General features: G+C 41.5%; 18 protein-coding genes. 11 read left to right on the forward strand and 7 right to left on the reverse strand.

What is annotated here, in order from left to right; all coding sequences use genetic code 11:
• Positions 1 to 45: 45 nt before the first annotated feature.
• Together QWZ01_RS19935 and QWZ01_RS19940 are read right to left on the reverse strand one after the other, a co-directional pair.
• Positions 46 to 519, reverse strand: a complete 474-nt coding sequence (locus QWZ01_RS19935; RefSeq protein ID WP_290326401.1) for a Dps family protein — start codon at positions 517 to 519, stop codon at positions 46 to 48.
• A gap of 83 nt (positions 520 to 602) precedes the next feature.
• Positions 603 to 971, reverse strand: coding sequence for a hypothetical protein (locus QWZ01_RS19940; protein ID WP_290326403.1), 369 nt, complete (start codon positions 969 to 971; stop codon positions 603 to 605).
• A 258-nt stretch (positions 972 to 1,229) separates the two neighbouring features.
• On the opposite strand from QWZ01_RS19940, the gene QWZ01_RS19945 reads away from it, so the two are divergent.
• The 6 genes from QWZ01_RS19945 (at position 1,230) to QWZ01_RS19970 (ending at position 9,233) form a co-directional block, all read left to right on the forward strand.
• The gene (locus QWZ01_RS19945) at positions 1,230 to 1,925 is read left to right on the forward strand and encodes a LytR/AlgR family response regulator transcription factor (RefSeq protein ID WP_290326404.1); all 696 of its coding nucleotides are present in this window, start codon (positions 1,230 to 1,232) and stop codon (positions 1,923 to 1,925) included.
• Positions 1,926 to 2,023: 98 nt separating this feature from the next.
• A complete protein-coding gene (locus QWZ01_RS19950) occupies positions 2,024 to 4,237 on the forward strand; it encodes a hybrid sensor histidine kinase/response regulator (protein ID WP_290326406.1) in 2,214 nt (737 codons plus the stop codon).
• 118 nt (positions 4,238 to 4,355) lie between these two features.
• Positions 4,356 to 5,318, forward strand: a complete 963-nt coding sequence (locus QWZ01_RS19955; RefSeq protein WP_290326408.1) for a heme-binding domain-containing protein — start codon at positions 4,356 to 4,358, stop codon at positions 5,316 to 5,318.
• A gap of 4 nt (positions 5,319 to 5,322) precedes the next feature.
• Entirely contained in the window at positions 5,323 to 5,808 is a 486-nt protein-coding gene (locus QWZ01_RS19960) for a hypothetical protein (protein ID WP_290326409.1), read from the forward strand.
• A gap of 129 nt (positions 5,809 to 5,937) precedes the next feature.
• On the forward strand, positions 5,938 to 6,609 hold the full coding sequence (locus tag QWZ01_RS19965) for a MarC family protein (RefSeq protein WP_290326411.1): 672 nt from the start codon (positions 5,938 to 5,940) through the stop codon (positions 6,607 to 6,609).
• Positions 6,610 to 6,740: 131 nt separating this feature from the next.
• Positions 6,741 to 9,233 carry a mechanosensitive ion channel family protein gene (locus QWZ01_RS19970; protein WP_290326413.1) on the forward strand — a complete coding sequence of 831 codons (2,493 nt, stop codon included), beginning with the start codon at positions 6,741 to 6,743 and terminating at the stop codon, positions 9,231 to 9,233.
• Here the strand turns inward: QWZ01_RS19970 and QWZ01_RS19975 are convergent.
• Complete coding sequence (locus tag QWZ01_RS19975; RefSeq protein WP_290326415.1) at positions 9,220 to 10,284, reverse strand: glycoside hydrolase family protein; 1,065 nt, start codon at positions 10,282 to 10,284, stop codon at positions 9,220 to 9,222. The genes QWZ01_RS19970 and QWZ01_RS19975 overlap by 14 nt on opposite strands.
• Positions 10,285 to 10,332: 48 nt before the next feature.
• Entirely contained in the window at positions 10,333 to 11,778 is a 1,446-nt protein-coding gene (locus QWZ01_RS19980) for an arabinose isomerase (protein ID WP_290326417.1), read from the reverse strand.
• A 373-nt stretch (positions 11,779 to 12,151) separates the two neighbouring features.
• On the opposite strand from QWZ01_RS19980, the gene QWZ01_RS19985 reads away from it, so the two are divergent.
• The gene (locus QWZ01_RS19985) at positions 12,152 to 13,036 is read left to right on the forward strand and encodes an AraC family transcriptional regulator (protein WP_290326419.1); all 885 of its coding nucleotides are present in this window, start codon (positions 12,152 to 12,154) and stop codon (positions 13,034 to 13,036) included.
• A 106-nt stretch (positions 13,037 to 13,142) separates the two neighbouring features.
• Positions 13,143 to 14,633 carry a family 43 glycosylhydrolase gene (locus tag QWZ01_RS19990; protein WP_290326421.1) on the forward strand — a complete coding sequence of 497 codons (1,491 nt, stop codon included), beginning with the start codon at positions 13,143 to 13,145 and terminating at the stop codon, positions 14,631 to 14,633.
• A gap of 84 nt (positions 14,634 to 14,717) precedes the next feature.
• On the opposite strand, the gene QWZ01_RS19995 is transcribed toward QWZ01_RS19990, so the two are convergent.
• Positions 14,718 to 16,262, reverse strand: coding sequence for a RagB/SusD family nutrient uptake outer membrane protein (locus QWZ01_RS19995; RefSeq protein WP_290326422.1), 1,545 nt, complete (start codon positions 16,260 to 16,262; stop codon positions 14,718 to 14,720).
• Between the two features lie 26 nt (positions 16,263 to 16,288).
• Entirely contained in the window at positions 16,289 to 19,393 is a 3,105-nt protein-coding gene (locus QWZ01_RS20000) for a SusC/RagA family TonB-linked outer membrane protein (RefSeq protein WP_290326424.1), read from the reverse strand.
• A 576-nt stretch (positions 19,394 to 19,969) separates the two neighbouring features.
• Between QWZ01_RS20000 and QWZ01_RS20005 the strand changes: the two genes are divergently transcribed.
• From QWZ01_RS20005 to QWZ01_RS20015, 3 genes are read left to right on the forward strand one after another with little or no spacing between them, the layout of a single operon-like run.
• Positions 19,970 to 20,785, forward strand: coding sequence for a phytanoyl-CoA dioxygenase family protein (locus QWZ01_RS20005; RefSeq protein ID WP_290326426.1), 816 nt, complete (start codon positions 19,970 to 19,972; stop codon positions 20,783 to 20,785).
• Positions 20,786 to 20,834: 49 nt separating this feature from the next.
• Positions 20,835 to 23,357, forward strand: a complete 2,523-nt coding sequence (locus QWZ01_RS20010) for an alpha-L-rhamnosidase-related protein (protein WP_290326428.1) — start codon at positions 20,835 to 20,837, stop codon at positions 23,355 to 23,357.
• Positions 23,347 to 24,165, forward strand: coding sequence for an apurinic/apyrimidinic endonuclease family protein (locus QWZ01_RS20015; protein WP_290326430.1), 819 nt, complete (start codon positions 23,347 to 23,349; stop codon positions 24,163 to 24,165). Before QWZ01_RS20010 ends, QWZ01_RS20015 begins: the two co-directional genes overlap by 11 nt.
• Here the strand turns inward: QWZ01_RS20015 and QWZ01_RS20020 are convergent.
• Positions 24,157 to 25,071: a helix-turn-helix domain-containing protein gene (locus tag QWZ01_RS20020; RefSeq protein WP_290326432.1), complete on the reverse strand. Its 915-nt coding sequence runs from the start codon at positions 25,069 to 25,071 to the stop codon at positions 24,157 to 24,159. The genes QWZ01_RS20015 and QWZ01_RS20020 overlap by 9 nt on opposite strands.
• Positions 25,072 to 25,243: the final 172 nt, after the last annotated feature.

Below are 25,243 nucleotides of genomic sequence, written 5' to 3' on the forward strand. Positions count from 1 at the left end.
CATACTGATAATCTTTAGCTAATTTCTTTTGGGGAGGGTTTAATTTTATCTGAAGTGGGCGCGGATCATCCAGGCCATTCCTTCATGGGTTTCCATCAGGCCGGTAATGTAATCACTTGTACCCAAGTCATGATAATCATTGGCAAAAGCATTTATATTGCCTCTCAAAAATTCGATAATACTTTCATGATCTTCCAACAGTTCTTTCAGGTAGCCAAAGCTGTCGTTTTTCCGTTCGCTGTATTCAGTTAAATGAGTAAGCTGTAGCATTTGGTTTAATGTGCCAGGGGCATAATGACCAATTTTGCGGATCCGTTCGGCAACGCTATCCATCAGCTCGTCCAATTGTTCGTACTGGCCTTCAAAAAACACATGCATCGAATGAAAATCGGGCCCTTCAATATTCCAGTGCGCATTCCTGGTTTTGGTGTACAGAATAAATTCATCTGCTAATAATTTAGCTAACTGATTGGCTACTGCCTGCCTGTCCTGTTCGGTGATTCCAATGTTTGTTTTCATGTTGATTGGTATAAGTGAATGGTTCGTAATAAGCTTTTTTATCTTTTTTAATCTATGCGCCTGCCAATGCAATTTACACTGATTTATTCATATCTCGAAGGGTGAGTGTAATTACTAAACAAGGCTTTTACAGGGCAATACATAGTAAATGCAGTAACCTCCAGATAAAATATAACAGGAGCTATAAAATACATGGTGTGGGTACCCAAATTCCAGTCAATGGCCGATAATACAGGCATGGTAAATACCAATGCACCACGTATAACTGATCCCTTAACTGTCAGGTTTTCGGGTGTATCTTGGGCAAACCATCTGTGTTTGGTCTTGGCGACGGCAATTTTCGCGTCCTTAACAATGGTCAGGGCAACCGGTTTATTTTCTTTTGCTTTAAACTGAGCGGTTTTGGTTGCTCTATTATTTTGAGGATAAGGGGGTAATTCCAGCAGTTTCATAATATTTATATTTAAAGAGTTTTCAATAAACCAGTGCTTAAACCCGGCTTTGTTTATTACCCTAAAATTAGCGCTGTAAAAATTTCACCGATGTTGAAATTCGTTGAATGGGCCAAATAAGTCGTTAAAAGGTGGCTTTTGCAGATTAACCGTGTTTAGCAAAGGCATTTTTTGTTATATTTAACTTACGTGCAAAACGGATCATTACATCTGCTTACTATATTTGCACTAAACTCATTTTTTGCTTAGCACCCCTATATGAACAGCCTGATAGTAGATGACAACGCAATAGCACGAACAACCCTTAGTCATCTGGCAAGCCAGGTTACCGATTTAACCGTTGTTTGCGAATATTGCAACGCCATGGATGCCTACAACCATTTACAAACCATGGATGTTGACCTGCTGTTCTTGGATATTGAAATGCCTGAAATGAGTGGCCTGGAACTGACAAGAAACCTTAAAAACAAGGATACCGTAATTATTTTCACTACATCAAAAAAGGAATATGCCGTTGAAGCCTTTGAGCTAAACGTGGCCGACTACTTAGTAAAACCTGTTACTCCCGGACGCTTTTTACAAGCAGTTAATAAAGCCCGGGAAATTCTTGAAAGTAAAAACACTGCTGAACCAGTAACAATCGAGGAGTTTATTTTTGTGAGAGACTCCAACATAACCCGCAAATTAAGGATAGATGATATTTTATATGCTGAAGCCATGGGCGATTATGTTAAGTTTCACACGCAGCAAAAGGTGTATGTCATTCATGGCACGCTGAAGGCGGCCGAAGAAAAACTCCCTCTGTCTAAATTTATCAGGGTACACCGTTCATATATTATAGCGCTGAGCAAAATAGATACCTTACAGGATGGTGGGCTGGTTGTTGATGGCAAGTTTTTACCCGTGGCCGATGCATACAGAAAAGCTTTAAACAGCAGGATGAATATTTTTTAGCCAGTCGCTGGTTTTTACCTGTTCAACGATAGTTTGCCCTCGTTTGCCGAATTTGAAATAGTTTATTAAAACGTAGTTAGCACCTTTAACAATCAACAATGGCTTTACCATCTTTTGTAATGGCTAATAAACGTTTCAACTATCTCATTCTGGCGGCATTTATATTAGGCACTTCCCTTTTAATATTTGTACTGTACAATGCAAGCCAAAACACTTCAAAACTTATTAAAGGCAATGCCAACTTACTGCGCGAATTGCAGTTAAGTGATCACCTGCGCGAAATTGACCGTGATATACTGGGAGTAGAAGGCCGCATCAGAGCCGCTATTGCCACAAATGACACCTCGCACCTGGAAGGTATAGATAGCAAGATACAAACGGTTAAAAGCTATCTCGACTCCATCAATATTCATAACACCGACCCAAAGGTTAAACAATATATTGACAGGCTTAATGTTTTGGCGGTTGATAAGGTTAAGGTAAAAAACATACTTATGGGCCGGTTTTTGGCTACGGGTAAGATGAATGATACCAGCTTTATCGCCAATCCGCGGGCAAGGCTTATATCCAACGAGATCATGAAGGTTACCGGCCAGATCTATAACAGCCGGCAAAACCTCATGATCAGGCTGAGTACAAACATTCAGGAAAATGTTCAGAAAACCATGCTGTACCGGAATATCCTGATCACTGTATTGCTATTGAGCGGCGCTATTCTTTGTTTATTTATTATTAACCAGTTCCGGCTGCAAAACCAGCTTATAGTTAAGCTGGATGTATCAGAAAAAAAGGCCCAGGAAGCTGCGCAGATCAAGGAGAACTTTCTGGCTAATATGAGCCACGAGATCCGCACGCCGTTAAGCGCCATTCTGGGCTTTACCAACTTATTAAAACGACAGCAATTAAACCCGGAATCTGACGAGTTTGTAGGCTCTATTCAAAGTGCCGGTGAAAACCTGATGATGGTTGTTAATGATATACTTGACCTTTCAAAAATTGAGGCTGGTATGATGCGCATTGTTCACGCGCCTTTCAGCGTGAGCGGCTTACTACACTCTATCGAAACCCTGTTTAACGAAAGGATAAGAGAAAAGGGGTTGCAATTCCACAGCAAAATTGCCGCTGATGTGCCCGACACCCTAATAGGTGATGCCACCCGCTTAACGCAGATCCTGGTTAACTTAATTGGCAATGCCTTGAAGTTTAGCGAACGGGGCGAAATACGGGTAGACGTTTATAACCAAATGACCAAAGCCGGAAAGATACAATTGGGTTTCAGGATAACAGACACCGGTATTGGCATCGATAAGCAAAAACTTACCGCCATATTTGAGCGCTTTAACCAGGCCGAAGATTCTATCACCCGCAATTATGGCGGCACCGGGCTTGGGCTCTCTATCGTTCGCAACCTAATATTGCTGCAGGATGGCAATATTGAAGTTAATAGCGAGCCCGGTAAAGGCACCGAGTTTAATTTTTATATTCCCTATACTATTGCTGATGAACAGATCAGTAATGAATCATATGCAGAGGCCAACCTTTATAAGGATAAAATAAATACCTCGTTAAGTATTTTGGTGGTTGACGACAACGCCATGAACCAAAGCTTAATGAAGCATCTGCTTACCCAATGGAATGCTACTTTTGATATTGCTGGCAACGGCAATGATGCTATAGCCAAACTAAAAACCAAACAGTACGATCTGGTACTGATGGACATTCAAATGCCGGGTATGGATGGGTACACCGCTACCAATTATATCCGTACAACATTAAAATCAAACATACCTATTATTGCCATGACCGCGCATGCAATGGCCGGCGAACGCGAAAAATGCATGAGCCATGGTATGAATGAATACATTTCCAAACCCATTAATGAGCATGATCTTTTAAAGCTGATCAATAAGTTTATTCCGCCTAAACCAGCGCAGGAAAATAATCCTGCTGTTACCCCTCAAACCGGCAATTACGAATTTATTGACCTGAGCTATATGAAAGAGATCAGCAAGGGTAATATTAATTATGAACGAACTGTTACCAGTCAGTTCCTGGAATGTATTCCTGATGATCTGTCGGCATTGCAAACGGCTTTCGATACAAAAAACTATCAGGAAGTAAGCAGAATAGCACACAATATGAAAACAAGTGTAGCTATCATGGGTCTGCTACCACGGCTCACCCAAATTTTGGATGCGCTGGAGTTAGCCTCAACCCTGAATACCAATATTGATCCATTAATAACTGAATTAGAATCTGTTTGCGCGGCTGCCATCCATGAGGCAAATCATTTTTATAAAACATTACAATAACATTTCTTTAAATTAGTAATACCGCTTTCGTTCATTCATTTAACGATAGTATTTGCCTGTTCACCGAATAAGAAATTTCTGCAAGTGTTAGCCGTATTATTTTTAACAAAAAAATGCCATGAATAACCCTCGTAAAACCTTTTTCAGCAAAAGAACCATACTTTTTTTCACGTGCCTGCTGATCATTTTCATCATCATCCAGTTTATAAGGCCCGAGATCAAAAATCCACCTGTAACCGGCGATCTGCAAGCTCCGGCCGAAGTAAAAACTATTTTAAAACAGGCCTGCTACGATTGCCACTCCAACGAAACGCAACTCCGCTGGTTCGATCAGATTTCGCCGTTAAACTGGCGTGTGGCTCAACATATAAAAGAAGGGCGAAAGGTTCTGAATTTTTCAGAATGGGGTAACCTGGCTGCAGGTGATCAAAAAGCAAAGCTTTGGGAAGCGGTTAACCAGATTCAGGAAGGAGCTATGCCGCTTAAGGATTACGAAATGGTGCACACTTCGGCTAAAATATCCGCAAATCAACTTACCACGCTAAAAAACTACTTACTGGGCACGGTGAAACCGTCAGTATATAATGATACCTCCAAGATAAATGCGGCTGATAAACAGTATAAAAAATGGCAGGATAATCAGTTATCACCCGATAATTTACCGGTGGCTCTTAATGGCATCACCTACATCCCTGATTATAAAAACTGGCAACCTCTTAGCACCAGCGAACGCTTTGATAATAATACCATGCGTATAATTTTCGGGAACGATATTGCTGTAAAAGCAGTTAAAAACAACAATATTCACCCATGGCCAAACGGAACCATATTTGCCAAAGTTGCCTGGGCCCAGATAGTTGATAAAGATAGCACTATACATACCGGTGCTTTTTTACAGGTTGAGTACATGATAAAGGATGATAAAAAATATGCATCAACCGGGGGCTGGGGATTTGCCCGCTTTAAAACTCCTAAAATGGTGCCTTACGGAAAAACAGCGCTTTTTGCTAACGAGTGTATGAACTGCCACCGCCCAATGAAAAACGAAGATTTTGTTTTCACCCTACCTATCAAACACTAAAATTATGAAAAGCATAAAATATGTATTGCTGGCAGCCATTGTTTTAAGCATGTATGCCTGCTCAAACACCCCAACAATTGCCGAGCTGACCAATCCTAAAGCAGCGTTGCCGTCATCATTTAATTTTGATCAGTTGGGTTTAAAGGCGATCACCACGTTCGTCAATAAAAAACAGGGAACTACCTCAACGCTTTATGGTAACCCGTTAGCGTTAAAAACTGCCATAGCAGGAACAAACCAAATTGTAGCCGGCGAGGTGTTTGCCCTGGTTACCTGGAAACAACAAACCGACGCGCATTGGTTTGGGGCCAATATCCCCGGCAACCTGCAGCAGGTTGAAGTGGTGAAATCAACTCCTACCATTGAAAAACCATTGGCTGTTAGTTATGCACGTTATGAGGGCAAAGGCCTTACCTTGAATTCTGATACACTGAATAACCAGGATAGGATTAAATATATACTGAGCCAGAAACCTGCAATAATGCCCTGATCCAGTAACAGGTGTTAATTGGAATATAGATAGTTGCACACCCTTTAATTCATGGTTTGTGCAACTATTTTGTTTTGTGTATATTTCAATCTAATTATCAATGTATTAATAACAAACCCGCTGCCTATAATGCCTGTTTATCATTCATTTGTCCATTTACTTTTTATAGGCATTATAGCGTTATTTCCGGTTGTTAACCCTGTTGGGTCTGCGTTTATCATAACACCATATTTTGCTCACCTCAGTTCGGCCGAAAAACGGAAAGCAGTTGGCAAGATTACTTTCTATGCTTTTTGTATTTGCACGGTATCGCTATTTGCCGGTCAATGGATATTGCAGCTGTTTGGTATCTCCATTCCCATTGTTCAACTGGCAGGAGGTATCATGATCTGTAAAATGGGATGGGAGTTCCTTTCGTCGGATAAGCAGGATGACAGCTCAATCCCCGATTCAGAAAATCAAACCGAATTATCATGGTATCACAATATTGAAGATAAGCTATTTTATCCCATCACGTTTCCGGTTACTACCGGCGCCGGAACTATCTCAGTATTGTTTACGCTAAGCGCCCACAGCGCCTCGCCCGATATGAAGGATTACTATTTAAATACCGGTGCTATACTCCTATCTATCTTATTCATGTGCCTGCTTATTTATATATTTTATCTTAATACCAAAACCCTTATTGATTACCTGGGCTCAAACGGCGAAAAAATAGTTAACCGCGTTACCGCCTTTTTAATATTTTGTGTAGGCCTGCAAATTGCGGTTACAGGCCTAAAAAGCCTTTTTAAAATATAAGGGCTTATCTCCCTATCCTTTCTTTTGCACTATTTTTTATGTAATTTTATTATAGTCAACTATATATTATTGATCATAAGCCGACTGTAAAACAACAGCGCAACCTGTACTTATATACCCAATTACCTGGTATGAGATATTATATAACCCTGTTGCTGCTTTTCTTCATTAATACAGTTTCGGCCCAGGATAGCTACGGCCCTCCACCTGACACAGCTGTAAAAACACCAATCAAAAAGCCCGATTTTGCCCACATTATGCAAAAACGCGGCAGGGATGAGGCTATACGAAGCATTGAAGTATACAACCTTGGCAAGGCCACTATTCACCAGCGTGAGGCTATTGAAAACTTAAAAAGAGTAAATCAGGAAACTAAAATCTTTCTGAAAGAAGGCATAGATACTTTAGCTATCAATAATCTTCTGAAACAAACACGGGCATCGGTTGATATTGTAAAGGATGGCATATTTATTCATAAAGGCACAACCCAAACCGAAAGGAACCTTTCTGTATCATCATCCATACTATCTGAGCTTTCAGAAACAGTTGGTAAGCAAAAAGCTGCTCTTGATAGATACGCGAACAAGCTAATTGATTTCAGGGTAAATATTGATTCACTATACAGCGATTCGCTTTTATACAAATTTGCCCTTGACTCTGTAGCTATCGTAAAATATCTTGACAAAATAAGGGTGGTTGTAAAAGAGATAGGCCCCGTAGATACCAGCCTGAATATTGCCTTAACCCAGGCTCAGGCCCTCCAGTTAAAGGTTGACTATATGGTTTTTGAGCTGCGCTCATTAAAGGAAGATGTTGACATTTACAGCAATAACTTATCGGGCAAGGCTTTTTACAAGGAGTTCCCTTTTTTATGGGAATCTACAGGTTTTACCCGCCCAATTAATGACGTAATAGCATTTTCGCAGGCAAAAGAAAAGATGGTATTGAACTACTATTTAAAAGACCATCGTACAACCCTCCTCATATTATTGTTGATCCTCTGCATTGAGTCATACTTTATATACTCTTTAAAACAGCAACATAAGATCGAAAACAAACTTAATCCTGATTATGCAGGGCAGCTGCTTTTACAACATCCTGTACTATCGGCAACCCTGTTAACGCTCTCCGTTTTTCAATTCATATTTACAGATCCGCCTTATTTATTCAGCTTCCTGGTATGGCTTGTTTCTGCCGTTTGTCTGGCCTTTATTTTCAAAACTTACATCACAGCCTACTGGATGAGGTTTTGGCTCATCATGATCGCATTTTTTGTGGTGGCAAGCCTGGGTAATATGCTCTTGCAGGTAACACGCATTGAGCGGATATGTACGGCGCTCATTTCAATAGGCGGTGTGGTATATACAGGGTTAATACTCTTTAGTAAACGCCGGCAAGAACTAAAAGAAAGAGGGATCCTTTATTTTATTGTTTTAGTTTTCACCTGCGAGATCATTGCTACACTATTAAATGGCTTTGGCAGATTCAATCTTTCAAAGGCATTTTTTATAAGTGGTTATTCGGGCATTGTAATAGCCATAGTATTTTTATGGGTGGTGAGGCATATTAACGAGGGGCTGATGCTGGCTTCGGATATTTATACCGGCCCAAGCCGCAAGTTGTTCTTCATTAATTTTAACCGCGTCGGCAGCCAGGTGCCGCCTTTTTTCTATGTGGTGTTGGTTATTGGCTGGTTTTACCTGGTGAGCAAAAACTTTTACGGCTTTTACAAATACTACATTTCCTTTAATATGTTTATTACCCGCGACAGGATGGTGGGTAACTACCATTTTTCTATCTGGGGTATTTTAGTCTTTTTCCTGATCCTGATCTTATCATTGGTGCTGTCAAAACTGGCATCATTCTTTACTTCAGACCCCTCAAGCAGCCAGGACAAGAACAGCCTGGGTAAAAAGATCAATTTAGGCAGTTATATATTGCTTGTCCGCATTTTTATCATTTGCATGGGGCTTTTCTTTGCCTTTGCCGCGGCAGGTATCGCGCTTGATAAAATTACCGTGATATTCGGCGCGCTGGGTGTGGGTGTGGGTCTTGGCCTGCAGGGGTTGGTCAACAACCTCGTGAGCGGACTGATACTTTCTTTTGAAAGGCCGGTAAACGTAGGTGACCTCATAGAAATCAACGGTAAAACCGCTACTATGAAGTCAATAGGTTTCAGAAGTAGTATTGTTACCAGTTCTGATGGTTCCTGCATTGTGATTCCTAACGGTGAGCTGCTAAACCAACACCTCGTAAACTGGACAATGGGCCAGCATCTGAAACGCATAAGTTTTAATGTTCCGGTAGCCTACAACACCGACCTGAAAAAGGTTAAAACACTCATTATGGAGATACTTGATGCTGACGACAGGATTTTACGAAGTCCTGCTTTTGATGTAGGTATATGCGGTTTTAATGAAAGCTCGGTAGATGTAGAAGTTATTTTTTGGCCAAAGCATATTTCCCTCGCCAGAATAATTAAAAGCGACCTTATCTTAAAAATTGATGAGGTTTTCAGTAGAGAAAACATTGTTATCCCTTTCCCTCAACAGGATGTGTACATAAAAGAACTGCCTGATAATGCACAGAAAAAAGAAAAGGACGACAGCCCTAATTCCCACTGATCTTTAATGGCAACTGCATCCATGCCAGGCCAATATCACGCCCCATGTGACTGGTGCTGTTTCCCTCCACTCCATCATATAACATGGCCAGCTTATTGCCTACCTTGATCACCGTTGGCATGCCTATGGCTCCTTTAGCCCATGTACAATTTGATTTATCGAGCACAACTGCTTTATTCTTTTCGTTCCAGTGATAAATATCTTTTGTCCAGAAAACCCATATGGCATCTGTGTATTCGCCGTTTTCTTTGGTGATGCCAATATGATTTGTAAATAGATACCAGGTTTTGGTGGCATCGTCAAAAAACACAGATGAGTTTTCTACCTGCTCTGTTGGTGGAAATAAAGGTTTAGTATCAATATCCCAGCTGCCATTCAGGTTTTTAGTCCGGGCAAAGCCGAGGGTTCTTTTAGTTTCGTTGGCATCCTGCGAAGCACCGCTAAAAAACTGCAAAAACTCACCGTTTACTTTAACAATAAAACCCGGACTGGAAGTTACCGTGTAAAAGCTATTTGCTTTTTCAACAAATGGCGTTACATCATATTGCTTAACCCATGGCCCTTCAATTGATTTGGCCTGTGCTTTCATAGTAAGGTAGGGAAATGCCGGAATCCTGTCGGGAGCAGGCGAAGTGTGCGGTGTTCCTAAATAAAACATATGCCATATACCATCGCTTTTAATGATCCATGGAGATGAGGCACTTTTAGAATCCATTTTACCGGAGTCGCCCAGTGCCAGGATAGCGCCTTTTTTACTCCATTGCTTTAGATCATCACTTTCGGCTAGGCAGGCTTTCCATCCGTCTTTACCGGCACCATCATAAAACAGATAATACTTATTGCCATCTTTATTCAAAACCGCTTCTCTTGCTCCAAACGTATCACAGCTATCAGCCCCATTTCCGTGCCTTAACACTACACCTTCATCCTGGCATTCCAATCGTAATGATGTGGAGGGCCTGCCGTCTAAATACTGCTGCGCCTTTGATCTTAATGAAAAGCAACAGATAAAAAATGGTAAGAGGGCCAAGATGATTGTTTTTTGTTTCATGCGAATTTTGATAAATATGCTACGTAGCTCAATAAATATATAGATATGTTAACAAACCCTGATGGTTTGCAGACCTAAAAGGTCGCCCAGTTTTTTTATTTTAGATGCAATATGTCCCTTGCCAACAGCACAATGATGCGCCGGGCCCTGGGCATTCCAGCTTTCCACAAAGTTTCTTGCGCCTATCGGGAATTTGTACCTGCTATTGGTGTTCCCTATTTCAAGTATCGGCCCGGCAACCGACTCTGCTTCGGCTACCAGGAACATGATCTTACCGTCGGGCGTTTCCACTACCGATAGCAAAGTGACGGGTCCATGGCTAACAGACATTTCCACAGACAAACCGTTACCTACCTTGCCATGATAAACCAAGAGGGGTTTTACCTTGATCTTACCTTCGGCAATAGCCGGGTGACACGGACCATCATGCCCCATCAACACTACATCATCTGTAAAATCCATCGCATAATACTCGGTAAAGGAGCCGCCTGCGCCAAAACATTCCATAATTTTCATGGCCTGCGCGTTTTTCACTTCATACTCACCAGCCACCGGAATACCCCCAGCCGTAAGCAACGAATTACCAACTATTACTGAACTCATGGTATCCTCGTTGACGGCATTACCTGTTCCTTTATGATAATAGGCCAATGAACCCAGATTATGCTTCTGAACAAGCTTATCTAAGGCAACGGCAGTTAAAGCAGCTCGTTTTATCTCTGCCGGTTCGCAGTCGTCCTGTACATCAAAGCTGCTGTAAAATTCATCAACCTTGAGCTTAACTTCTTCGCCTGATACATCAGCTCTTATCGCCGATAGCTCATCAACCTCAATAATTTCTATATGCCCGCCAAATGTGGCGCAATGGAGGGCAAGGTTTGAATATATATCCAACATGCCCGAATAATAGTTGCCCATAAGGCCAAGCGTGTTGTGATACATCTGGCTGGCAACTTTGGCAGCTTCTATCCATTCCGTTGCTTCATTCCAAACATGGTCGTCGCCATGCAATATGCCTGTTATTTGGTAAAATGGAATGTTTGAACGTTTAAAAATATTAGCTATCTCCGGCACCGGGCATGCAGAACAATAAGCCAGCCACTCCCCTGTCATAGCGGTACGATCCTTCAAATTATTAAAAGCGGTATAATCAATTGAGGCTTCAGGTGCCAGGTTAAGCACAATAACAGGTACTTTAGCTTTTTTAATCACAGGTAATACTGTTGATGATAAAGCATAGGTAGTAACGTATAAAAATATAATATCAACCCCCTCTGTTCTGAAGCGATTGCCGGCCTCAAATGCTTTTTGCGGAGTATCTACCAGGCCCAGGTTCACTACTTCTGTACCGTTGGTTTGGAGCTTTCCGGCTACCACATCAACGTACCCCGAAAGTCTTTTCTCTAATCCTTCAAATTGTTCCCAATAAGCGTTTAAACCGATCCCAAAAAGCCCGACCTTAAGCCCCGGTGCTATTGTTGTTTTTGTTAGCATTTTATTTAAAGTATGATATAAAAAATCGGGCCGGTTGACCATCACATTAAACTGCGCTTTGTGGTTAACAAAGGCAAGGGCTGTTCATATGAAGTAAATATTTTGGTATTAACTGGCTAATTATTGATAGTTCAAAGTTATCCGGCCAACCCTTTTTTACAATGTATGTTTTGATATTTGATTTGTAGTTTTTGATTTAAATACAGCTAATAATCAGCTATAAACTATTTGATATTTTGTTGGTGTTTTTTGACATTATGGCACAACAAAGCGTAGCCTCAATCTACTTTTACTTTAAAGTTTAATATTTTTATAAATTGTAAACCAGGCGGCTACAAACCAGTACGCCAATAAAAACTTATTTTGTATCGGAATGATTAATTACTACAGATACCTGCCGGTTAGTAAAGAGGATGAAAATTGGGGCTTATGTGTTTTAAATGCCGGTTGCACACGGGTAGAGGCATCTGGTTTATATCCTGTTAAAACCCACCCTGCTCATCATTACTTTAACTGGAACGCAGGCCGGGTTTTAAATGAATACCAGATCATTTATATTACCAATGGCAAGGGTGTTTTTGAATCGGACAGCTGTAGCCAAACCGAAGTTAAAGCAGGTACTATCATCATTCTTTTTCCGGGCGAAAGGCATCGCTATAAACCGAATATTGAAACCGGGTGGGATGAGTATTGGATAGGCGTTAAGGGCGAGATCATGGATAATCTGGCTCAAAAAAACTTTTTCAAACCCGACAATCCCTGTTTATATATTGGGTTCAATGAAAAAACATTTGACATTTTTAACTGCATTATCGAAAAAACAAAGCAGGAAGCACCCGGCTATCAACCACTTATATCCGGAGCGGCTTTGCATTTGCTGGGCAGTTTTCACTCCATCATCAAACAAAACGCGGTTGAGTCTGAAGATAAAGAGGTGATCATTAATAAGGCGCGCTTACTGTTCCGCTCAAACATTGCCGAAGATTTTTCGCCCGAAATAGCGGCCGAAAAATTGCAGGTTGGTTATTCCTGGTTTCGCAAAGTGTTCAAAACCCATACAGGCCTCTCGCCCGGTCAGTATTATATCCAATTAAAAATTGAACGCGCCAAAAGTTTACTTAACGATCCTGGTATTCCCATCAAACAGATATCAAGCGATCTTCGGTTCGACTCCTATTTTTATTTTTCAAAGCTCTTTAAAAAAAGAACGGGTTTAACCCCTTCAGACTACCGGAAACGTGCCCTGGGTGGCTTGTGATACATGCCATAAACAGCAAATAAATTATCAAATAACGTAAGCATAAAGTGTGGCTATTAAAATATTTTTGAAGCTGCAGTCCTATGCTTTCAAATATTTAAACCCAATGAAAACAATCATTACTTTATTCTTAAGCGTATTTTTAATTACGCAGATAGCCTGTGCCCAAACCATAAAAAACTTTAGTAAAAACGGCCGGCAACTAACCAAATTTGATAACCTCGGCAATGTTGTTGATGCTCACGATGGCGAAATAGCGCTGTTTAATGGTGTATATTATTTATACGGCACCAGTTATGATTGCGGCTTTGAATGGGGTAACAAATCGGCTCCCTTTTGCGGGTTCAAAGTATACTCTTCAACCGATCTGGATCATTGGACGGATAAGGGCTTTTTATTTGATGCAAAAACAACTGTTTGGCAAACCCGCTGCGATGGTAAAACTTATGGCTGTTTCCGCCCGCATGTTATTTATAATCAGAAAACCCGGTTGTATGTATTGTGGATAAACGTTTATGACAACAGGGTTGGATACCGTGTATTCACCAGCAAAAAGCCTGTGGGGCCATTTGTGGAAGTTAAGGAACCAACTCTTGCTGTAAACAGCGAAATGCCCGTAGCCGGTTTAAACAATGGCGATCATGACACTTTTGTTGATGACGACGGAACGGCTTACCTGGCTTACACCGATTGGCGCACCCAGGGTAGTATCGTGATTGAAAAACTGAGTCCCGACTATCTTACAGGTACAGGCCAGCATGTTAAATCGGTTACTGATGGTAAAACAGAAGCTCCAGCTCTGTTTAAACGAAAGGGTATTTATTACATGGTTTACTCAGACCCTAACTGCGGGTATTGTTCGGGCACAGGTGCTTCTTACCGTACGGCCAAATCACCTTTGGGGCCATGGTCTGCTGGTAAAAAGATCAGTGATAACTCCTGCGGCGGACAGCCTTCTTTTGTATCAACCTTTAAGCTAAACTCAGAAACTGTTTTCCTTTTCGGCAGCGATTTGTGGAACAATGCGGCTAAAAATGAGGCACTGGCCAATTTTTACTGGGCACCCCTCACTTTTGCAGCCGATGGCTCTATAAATCCTTTAGTTTGCGGTGAAACAGCCGTTTTTCCAAAAGATGCCGCTAACAAACCAATTACAACCAACGGGGATTTTACAACAGTGTGCGACATTAATAAAACCAAACAACGCGGCCAGGTATTTTCCGCCGATCGTAGCGGAACGCTCTATCAGCTTAATCTAACTACCTTTAAAAGTGGTTACCCCGATGCTGACCTTGTGGTAGAGGTACACAGTACCGATGATCAGTTAAACCCATCAGGCCCGGCCCTTGCAACTGTAAACTTAAAACAGGATAATTTATCATGGGCACCAAAAAACTATGCGCTAAAACTTAAAGTTGAAGTTGTTAAAGGAAAACGTTATGTGGTAGTTATTAAATCAGCTACTACAACTGGTTGTTACGGTATTGAATATAATGAGGTTGAAACTGCCGATAACGCTGTGATCAGTAATAACGCAGGCGGTCAATTTATGGAAGAAAAAGGAAAAGCCCTTAAATTAAGAGTTGGTATTAAATAAATCCTCAACCATCTTTTAAAAGCAAAAGCGGATAAACATAGTTTACCCGCTTTTTTGGTTATGAATTGTTATGAAGAATGAAAATTAATAACCCGGGTTTTGAGTCAGCTTATTGTTTATTTGCAGCTCGCGGAACGGGATAGCATAAATTAACCTGTTTTGCGTAACGTTAAAGGTTGATGGTAATAAAAATCCGTACAATGCTTTTAATCTTACTCCTTTAGCATTAAGCACATCAATTGCCAGGTTATTACGAACAAGGTCGGTCCATCTGTGGTTTTCGAATGCCAGTTCATGGCGCATCTCATCAGATACGTTTTGCTTGGTGGCCTGCGCCAGATCAGGCAACCCTGCTCTTTTCCTAACCTGGTTCAGGTATGGTAACGCATCGCCGGTTTTGCCTTCGTCAACCAAACATTCAGCTAACAGCAATAATGCTCCCGAATAGCGAAATACCGGCCAGTTATCATTCGTATTGTATTCAACCTGGTATGGCGGATGCAGGTACTTTTTAATAAAGTAATAATAGCCTAAGCCAGGTGTTGGCTTATACCCTACAGGGCTTTTAACCGCGGTGGTAGTTAACACCTCGCTGGCAACAGTACCTTCGGCAACAGCGATGGAAGCTGGTAATCTCAGGTCTCCTGGTTCATAAGAGTCAACCATTTCCTGGGTTGGCACATTCCAGCCGCCGCTGCTAAGGCCGCCACGTGCATTGGTACCATGTAAGCCCAATATAAACTCGGTATTGGTTGTTTTAGGAATAAATCTCCATATAAAATCACTTTGCTGCCCATCGTTACCAATTTTGTACTGCACTTCAAAAATCGACTCCTGGTTATTTTTGTTATTAGGGTCAAACACGCTTGCATAATCAGGCAAAAGCGAATAATTCATTTTGGTAACATCTAACAACGCGGCCTCGGCCTTGTCATACTCCTTGGTAGGTTTTGACATGTAGGTATAAGCCAGCAGCACTTTCGCAGCACCTTGTGTAGCCCTGCCAGTTTGCGGGAATGTTTTAGCCACAGGCAAAACAGGTATAGCCGCTGTAAGGTCCTTAACTATCTGGTTGTAAACATCATCAACCGAGTTTCTTGGTAAAAAAGCACCACTTATATCGGTAACTTCTTCTACCTGAAGTGGTACACCTCCGTAATGCTGAACCAAGTCATAATAATAATATGCCCGTAAAAACAATGCCTCGCCAGATATCTGATCTTTATCAGCCTGGGCAAGGTCCGATTTGGCCAATCTTGTTAATATGGTATTTACCGTTGCAATACCCGAATAATCATTACCGTAGCGGTTACCCGGCGAGTTGGGCTCCTGGCTTGATATATTGTTATCTATAAACTCGGCCATTGCTTCGGCACTTGTTGAGGTACCCCTATCGGCAGAGTAAATGGTAAAAAAGGTATTGTCTGAACGCATTTCGTCCATGTAAATGCCCATAAAGGCAACACCTCTCAAATTAGTATACGCTCCTGTGAGCGCTTGATTGTATTCCGCAGCGTTCTTAAAAAACGTGGCGGAACTTAGCGTTGTTTGCGGCACCAGGTTAAGCGTATCCTTTTTGCAGGATGCCATGCTCAAAGCCGCTATTAATATATATGATAACTTTTTCATTTTATGATTGCTTAATAGATACAACATTAAAAACCCACATTTACACCAGCTGATAATACCCTCGGAATTGGATAACCGGTAAAATCACGGCCCTGGTTTAAGCCATTTAAACCTGCAAGGCCTGCCTCAGGGTTAAGCCCCGGGTATTTGGAGAAAATGAAGGCGTTTTGCGCACTCAAATAAGCTCTGAAGCTTTTAAAATATTGTGTTTTTTTAACTGGTATGGTATAGCCTAGCGTAATGTTTTTTATGGCGATGTATGATGCCTTAAATACCTGCCTGCTGGTAAAGTTCCTGAAATCGGCAGTGGTGCCGCTTCTTGTTCTTGGGTATATACCATCACCAGGATCTTCTTCAGATCTCCAGCGGTTGGCTACGCCTTTCCGAACGTTAAATACACCGTCCAGGTTTTCTGTTGATTGAAATGCGTCATCAGCAATATCATTCCCTACAGAGCCTGCAGCAACTATGCTCAGATCAAAGTTTTTGTAGGAGAAACTGTTAGTTATACCATAAACAAATGTAGGGTTAGGATTACCGATATAAGTTCTGTCATAACTATCAATCTTTCCATCCGGAACGCCATTTGGCCCGCTCACATCTTTAAAGCGCGCTGTACCAACCATGGCTGTAGCATCATGCGGCTCGGTATCAAACTGTTGCTGGGTCATGTAAACACCAGTATTAATGTAACCGTAAAACAAACCTATAGGGTGACCAACTGCTGTTCTGTTATCATCCCAGTATTCGTTGTAACCACCAATTGGCGCATCATTAGTACCCAGTTTTTTAACCATGTTCCTGTCAAAGGAAATATTGAAATTGGTATTCCATTTGAAATCACCCACCAGGTTTTTGGTACCTATAGTAAACTCATGGCCCCAAAAATCAAACCGGCCTACGTTGGATGTGATGGTTGAAAATCCTGACTGAATTGGGATATCTATTCCGTATAACAAGCCATCTGTTTTTTTCCAGTAGTAGTCATAGGTAAATGATACCCGGTTGTTAAACAAGGCCAGATCTAAACCTACATCATAGCTGGTAGTAGTTTCCCACGTTAAGCTGTTATTACCGATGCCACTAAGTGTTTTACCCGGTGTAACCTGATCACCAAAAACATAATTGCTCGTATTTACAGAAGCCAGGTAGGTATAAAAACCAATGTTATTATTTCCTACTTTACCGTAGCTGCCTCTTAATTTTAAGAAACTGATAGGCTTAACATTTTTCAGGAATGCTTCGTCAGAAGCTACCCAGCCTAATGATACTGAAGGGAAGTTTCCATATTTGTTATTATCACCAAACTTTGATGAACCATCTCGCCTGAAGGCAAATGACACTAAATATTTACTGTCATAATTATAGTTGAAACGACCGATGTACGATAATAGTGACCACTGACCAAAATTTGCTGCCGGGTCAAGATTAATATTTCCTATCCGGGTTGTGGCAGCATTTATCCATTGAATGTTATCATCAGGAAACTGGCTGGCATCAATGTAGCTGTTTTCGCCGCTGTATTTTTGAACAGTGTAACCGGCAAGTACATCAAAATTATGCTTGCCCCATAAAGTTTTTTGATAGTTCAACGTGTTTTCACTCAACCATGTTGTAAAGCTGCTGTTACTATACCTGCCAGTGGCCGGTTGCGGTGGTGCGCTGCCTAAACCACCCTGCGCTGTAGATGGTGTAAACTGTCTGTTGGTTGTATTGTTGGTGTTTACGTTGATGGTGGTTTTGAGTTTAAGGCCGTCAACTATCTTCAGCTCGGCAAAGCCGTTTGCAATTACTCTTGCTGCCTTGGTTTTGTTAACTATTTGGGTTAACACCAGGTAATAGTTAGGATTCGGGAACATGCCAGGCTGCGAAAACGACAATGGATAGGTACCGTCAGGGTTTTTATAATTTACAGTTGGGTCCATCAGGAAGGCGTTCTCAATAATATTACGGCCATTATCCAAACCCGGTACTACCTGGTTGTTGCCATAAGATACCTCTAAGTTTGCCCCAAGGGTTAACCTGTCAGACGCGGTATAAGTGTTATTAATCCTGGCATTAAAACGCTCATCGTAAGAGTTGAGCATTACACCATCCTGTTTGTTATAGTTCAGGTTTACAACTGATTTCAGATCCTTTGTGCCCGAGCTAAATGCCAGGTTATAGTTTTGCGTAAGCGCGTTGCGCAGCAAAATATTAAACCAGTTAGTACCTGTAGTACCAGCGTACTGGCTGGGGTTTTGGTATATGGCAGGTACGCCGCCAGTGTAATTTTCATATTTGGCGGCATCTTCGTAATATTCCTTTTTGTAGGTTGCAAATTCCTCCGGATTCATCAGGTCGGGCTTGCCTCTGTCAGGTACAGATTGCACACCGGTGTAGGCACTAAAATCAAGGCTTTTTACACCGTTCTTGGCTTGCTTGGTAGTTACCAGCACAACGCCATTGGCCGCGCGTGAACCATAAAGTGAGGAAGCGGAAGCATCCTTCAAAACCGATATAGATTCAATTTCATCAGGGCTTAGGGTTTGCAAACCACTTTCAGACGGGAAGCCATCAATTACAATAAGCGGATTGTTACCCGCGTTGATAGATGCCGCGCCCCGTATCCTGAACGTCATTTCGGCGCCTGGGGTACCTGAGTTTTGATTGATCTGCACACCGGCAAGTTTACCTTGTAATTTTTGACCAATGTTGGGTACTGGCATATCTTTTACTTCTGTAGCATTGATAGAGCTGATTGCGCCAGTTATTTCCCGCTTGCTCTGCGTTCCGTAACTTACCACCACTACTTCCTTTAAATTTTGCGATAAAGAGCTTAATCGTACATTGATGGGATTGCTGTTTTGTACAGTAACCTGATGCTCTTTATAGCCGATATACCTGAAAATTAACACCCCGCCAACGGGAGCACTAATTTTAAACCTGCCATTCACGTCTGTTTGGGTACCTGTTGTTGTACCCTTGAGGGAAACAGAAACCCCCATGATAGATTCGGAATTTACCGAATCCTTAACAGAACCGGTAACCGCTACCTGGGCCTGCGACCGCAAAGGAATATACATCAGTAGCCCCAGGATGAGCAGGGCTGCGTACTTCCACGGTTTAAAAAGTAAAAGTTTTTTGTTCATGAGATTTAATTGATTGGTTAACGATGGTTAAATTTTGGCATAGCAAAGCCAGGCCATTCTGGGGTGGCATTTTTTTGTTGACATTCAAAAACTTCCGGAAATTTTAAAGGCTGCCCCGGGTTTTAAAAATGAACCCGAATAATTGATGACAGATACTAAAGCAGCGGATTAAAACAAGCCATGTTTAAACAGACGCCTTATTAAGGAGGGCTACCCGAGTCAAAAAAATAATCTACAGTAGTAGTAATACTTTGTTTCATAATCAGATTTTTTAATAATTGATTTTAACTATCCGGCCGGTATAGATGCCCTGCCGGGTTAAACGGTATATAATTGTAAATCAAAATTATTCGATAGTTTAAATTTCTAAATACATTATTTGGACATTAATTTGTACTTTTTGATAATTATGCCTTAACTCAATACTGTGGCTATCTCAAATCATATCAGGCTTTTACCGGGAGATATTTCGCAAAATCAATATGTCAAAAAGTACAAAAAAAAAGCCAGCAAGTAATAACTGCTCAAATTGCATTCCCTATACTTTTGAGATTATAAACCAATTTCAAAACCTAAATGAAAAATGAATTATCGCCGCAGGATATTGCGCAATATCGCCGTGATGGCTTTTTAGTAATTGAAGATTTCCTGTCGCCAGATGAACTTGCTTTTTGGCGAACCGCCCTTGACGAAGCCGTTGCAAAACGAAACGGCAACAAAATGCCCGATCGTAAAGAGGTTTACGGTAAAGGCGATGATGCCGATAAAGCATACTATGATAATGTTTTTGACCAGCTGATTAACCTTTGGCGCGATAATGAAAAAATAAAGCAGATAATGCTTGATGAACGATTAGGTAAAATGGCCGCTGAATTAGCGGAAGTTGACGGAATACGGATATGGCATGACCAGGCATTGATTAAAAAACCCTGGGCCAACCCTACATCCTGGCATCTGGATACACCTTACTGGTCATTCAGTGATCGCCGGGCGTTATCTATCTGGGTTGCGCTTGATGATGCCACGTATGAAAACGGTTGCCTGTTCTTTATACCCGGATCTTATCAGAAAACTACTTTTGAAAATCCGGGTATCGGCAAAAATATGGGCGCCATTTTTACAACATATCCCGAATTTAAAACCAGCAAATCTACAGCTGCACCTATGAAAGCCGGTAGCTGTTCCTTTCATAACGGACTAACCATTCATGGGGCACATGCCAACATGACCCCCGGCTTCCGCAGGGCCATGACCTGTGCCTACATGCCCGATGGCAACACATTTAACGGAATACAAAACATTTTAAATGACGATGTTTTTGCCAGTCTCAAAATTGGAGATGCGCTTAACAACAATGATCAAAACCCGTTGGTTTATCACAAAGCTCAATAAATATTTAACTTTATCCTGCAAGCCCTTTATCACCCAAAATAACCACCCTATGTTTACCAAAAGAATATATACCACACTGTTGTATTTATTAGCTGTACTGCCTCCGTTAACCACTAAGGCAAGTTCAACTCATAAAATAATTGCTTATGAGCCAAAAACAGTCAGCATCAGCACCCCTAAGCTAAGCCTGGTGCTTGATTATGATAACAAGGCCAGCATTACTTCGCTGGTAATTGATGGTAAAAAGGTTATAAGCAGTGCGGATGGTATCTATACTTCGATAAAAGTTGGTGGAGTAACTTATTCTTCCTTGCATTTAAAAGGCACACCGATGTTAACAAAAACAGCAGACTCTTTTAAAATCAGCGAAATTAGTTATGGCGATAAGGGTTTGACCATCAATGAAACGTGGACATTTGTTAAAAAAGACAAATCTTTAAGATGGCTTATCGACAGAAATCTTTCAAAACCAATAAAGGCAGATGAAGCCGCAATGCCTGTTTTTAATTTTGATGATATCAACACCTGGAACGGTGCTTATCAGGGTTATGGCGGGCTAGCCTGGTTTTATTTATTTAACGAACCGCTGTGTACCTACGGTGTTCATACCCGGTCTTCAAGTTTCTGGAACAGCAAAAATGGTATCGGGCTTAATATTACGGTTGATGCACCGGGCAAAGAGGTAGCCATGAAATATACCCGCACCGCAGAAAACAAGCTGGCCTACACCATTACCGTTGCCAACCAGGAAATGCTACCCAAAGCTGATAGCGGAACCAACAGGCGCCGGTTTATCAGGAAAGCGACGGATGTATGGGCAGCCTTTAATATACCTGCAGGCAAGAGTTCGCAAAGTTTAACATTCAGTTATTTTGATTATAACGATAAATATGGCCGGGGAAAATTAGAAGGTATAAACGGCGATCAGGTAAATGCCGTGCTGAGCACCATTGCCCGCATCGGGGTAATTGATTCATTGCATTTTGGAGGAAACAGCTGGCACACGCCTTATGGCCCCGTTTGCCTGCACGAACAATATATTGCCCAACTTGGTTTAGGCATCAATGATCCTAATTACCTGAAAGGCTATAAAAGTTGTCTGGACTTTTACCGTGACCATGCCATAAAACCCGACGGGCGTGTATATCCGCGATGGGCCTACACTAACGAAGACGCCATGCCCGGACAATTTAACGAGTATGGTTTTTATGAAGCGCAATGGGGAATACTTATGGACTCGAACCCGGACTTTGTAACCAACGTTGCCGAACTTTATGATATGACTGGGGATAAAAACTGGGTGAAAACCCATCAGTTATCTTGCGAAAAAGCACTGGACTGGATACTTAAAAGAGATGGTAACGATAACGGCCTTGTTGAAATGATGACAGATAACCAGTCTCAAAAAAAGAGCAGCGACTGGATAGATATTATCTGGGCTTCATATGAAAACGCTTTTGTTAATGCCAACCTTTATCACGCGCTGGTTAAATGGGCAGATATTGAACATCAACTGAATAACCACGCCAAAGCAAAATACTATGAAGACTTTGCAGCCAAATTAAAGACCAGCTTCAATAAACCCACCACTCAGGGTGGTTTCTGGGACGAGGAAAACAAATGCTATGTTCACTGGCGGGATAAGGACGGGAGTATACATGGCCGCAATATGGTTACCCCGGTTAATTTCATGGCTATTGCTTATGATATTTGCGATGACGACAGCAGGAAAAAACTCATCCTTGATAATATTGAAACCCAGATGCAAAAAGAAAACCTATTCTTTTGGCCTCTTGCCATGACATCATATGCCCCCGGCGAAGGAAAAGAATGGCAATGGCCTTTCCCAGGTTATGAAAATGGTGACCTGTTTTTATCATGGGGCTCTGTAGCGGTTAAGGCTTATGCCAGTTACAATCCTGCGCTGGCGGTTAAATATGTGAAAAACGTACTTGAGCGCTATAGTAAAGACGGTCTTGCCTATCAACGCTATGGCCGCCTAAAACAGGATGGCCTGGGCGATGATATATTATCGGGCAATAGCCTTTCTATAGTAGGCTTATACCAGGCTATATATGGGGTAAATCCACTCTATAACCGTTTTTACCTTGATCCGCATATTACTCCGGAGCTTGCAGGTACTGAGTTGAAATACAATTTCAGAGATCAGCGTTTGAATATTAGTCTTAACAATGATAGCTATGCGGTATCAAACCAGCGTTTTAAAATCATCAGCAATAAAAACTTCGGCTTTAATGCTACTCCTAATCAACTAAGCTATTTTAACGGCAGCAACTCAACAGCTTCTTTACAGATCACAACGGATAAGCCGTTAACCATCAATGTAAGTCAATGGAGCACAGACAAAATAGAGTGGCAGCAATCGGCTCCCAAACCATCTGCAAAAGCGCTTGCCTATATAATAAGTCAGTTAAATCCTAATGCTACATACACCTTTGCGGTTGATGGCAAAGTTGTTCAGAAAATAAAGAGCGATGCAAATGGCAGCATTTCGCTCAATCATCGTATGGTACAAACTGCCGAAAAAATCAGCCTTTATAATGGAAATTAAGCTACTTAGCCCTCAGTGGGGCCATGAGCATTTAGAGCTGCAAACATTTTTGGATAAGATAAGAGTAGCCGGTTACGATGGCGTTGATACCTGGATACCCTCAAATACTGACGACAAACGGATTTTGTTTAATTACCTGCAGCAGCACCAAATGTATATGGTGAGCCATCAACATAGTGCCGAAGGCAGCACATTTAAAAAATTTAAACAATCATTCATTAAAAATCTCTATCAGTGTGCCGAGCCCGGTCCACTGCTCATTAATTCGCATACGGGCAGAGATTACTTTTCATTGCAGCAAAACCTGGAACTGGTAGATGCGGCACAGGAATTTTCTGAAAAAACGGGAATCACAGTAGCACACGAAACACATCGCGGGCGGGTGGGTTATTCGCCTCAGATGGCCGGCTCGGTATTTGAGTTACGGAGTGATTTCCGCATAACGGCCGATTTTTCACATTGGACGTGTGTTACTGAAAGCATGCTTGAAAACTTCACGGCAATAGCTGATGAAGCTATCCGCCGAAGCCGTTATATTCATGCACGGGTTGGCTTTGAACAAGGGCCGCAGGTTGCCGATCCTCGGGCCTCACAGTGGAGATACGCTCTGGATAAATTTTTACATTGGTGGGATAAAATTGTCGCTGTTAATAAGCAGTTGAACAGCAAAATATTACCTATCACAACGGAGTTTGGCCCCGTTCCCTACATGCCAGTTATCCCGTTTACGGGTGAACCTGTGGCAGATCAGTTTACCGTGAATTGTTTTATGAAGGATCTGTTAAAAAGCCGGTACGCTTCAGTATAATTGGTTTTGGTTTTTACGGAATACATTGGGCGAAACGCCATTCTTCTTTTTAAAGAGCTTGGAGAAATAAAACACAGAATCAAACCCAGTTTGGTAAGCTATTTCATTGATATTTAAAACCGTAGAGGTAAGCAGGTCTTTAGCCCGGGCCAGCCGCAGGTTTAAATGATACTGATTGGGCGATTCGCCTGTGATCTGTTTAAATGCCTTGCGAAAAGAGGAATATCCCATTGGCAACTCCGCTGCCAGCTTTTCCATATCAAGGGCATCTTCAAACGATTCCTGGATAATGAATTTTGCCTTTGATATGAGTTTCCCCACCGGGTCATTACTGTACTCCTGGTGATGGTGGGCTATGTTATTGATGAGCCCCAAAATTTGCATGGTAATGCCGGCAATATGTTGCGGATAACCCGTTAATGATGCCTGTACCGATTCAATTAAATTACGGAACATGATCAGTATATCCTTGTTTAAACCCAAAGAAACAAAAGGATTTTCCTTATCGAAAAACCCGTTGGCCATCAACTGCTCTATATAATATCCGTTAAACCCTACCCAATATTCTTCCCAGCCCGATTTAGGGTCAGGCTTGTAACGGTGCCATACACCCGGGTACAGAAAAAAACTGGTCCCGGCCGTAATATCAGTTGGCTGTGTTAATGCCGAACCATATACACCCTTCCCCTTTGAAATAAAAACTATATAATAATCATTTAGTATGCGCCCCCTGTTCCAGGTTAAATGATGACTTTGCGGGTGTACCTCGTTAGGGTAATTATCATGGGGTTCAATTTTTGAGTACCCCACGGTGGTAACATACATCCCCCACCGTTCTTCAACAGGAGTTATATTTAAGTATTTAAAATAATTATGCAGCATCCGTAATTGGTTGCGGATATACATTGGTTTATGTATGGTATCCGTATGGTTAATGAGGATTAAAATAACTAATTAAAAGCAATTATGTATACATTTTTAACTCAAAAAGCCAATCCTGATTGAAAGATATTTATTTGTATAAGATGGTTAACTTTCACCCATAGTTAAAATCTATGAATAAATTAATATCTATCAA

Source organism: Mucilaginibacter aquaedulcis (genome assembly GCF_030409325.1).
Classification (GTDB): Bacteria; Bacteroidota; Bacteroidia; order Sphingobacteriales; family Sphingobacteriaceae; genus Mucilaginibacter; species Mucilaginibacter aquaedulcis.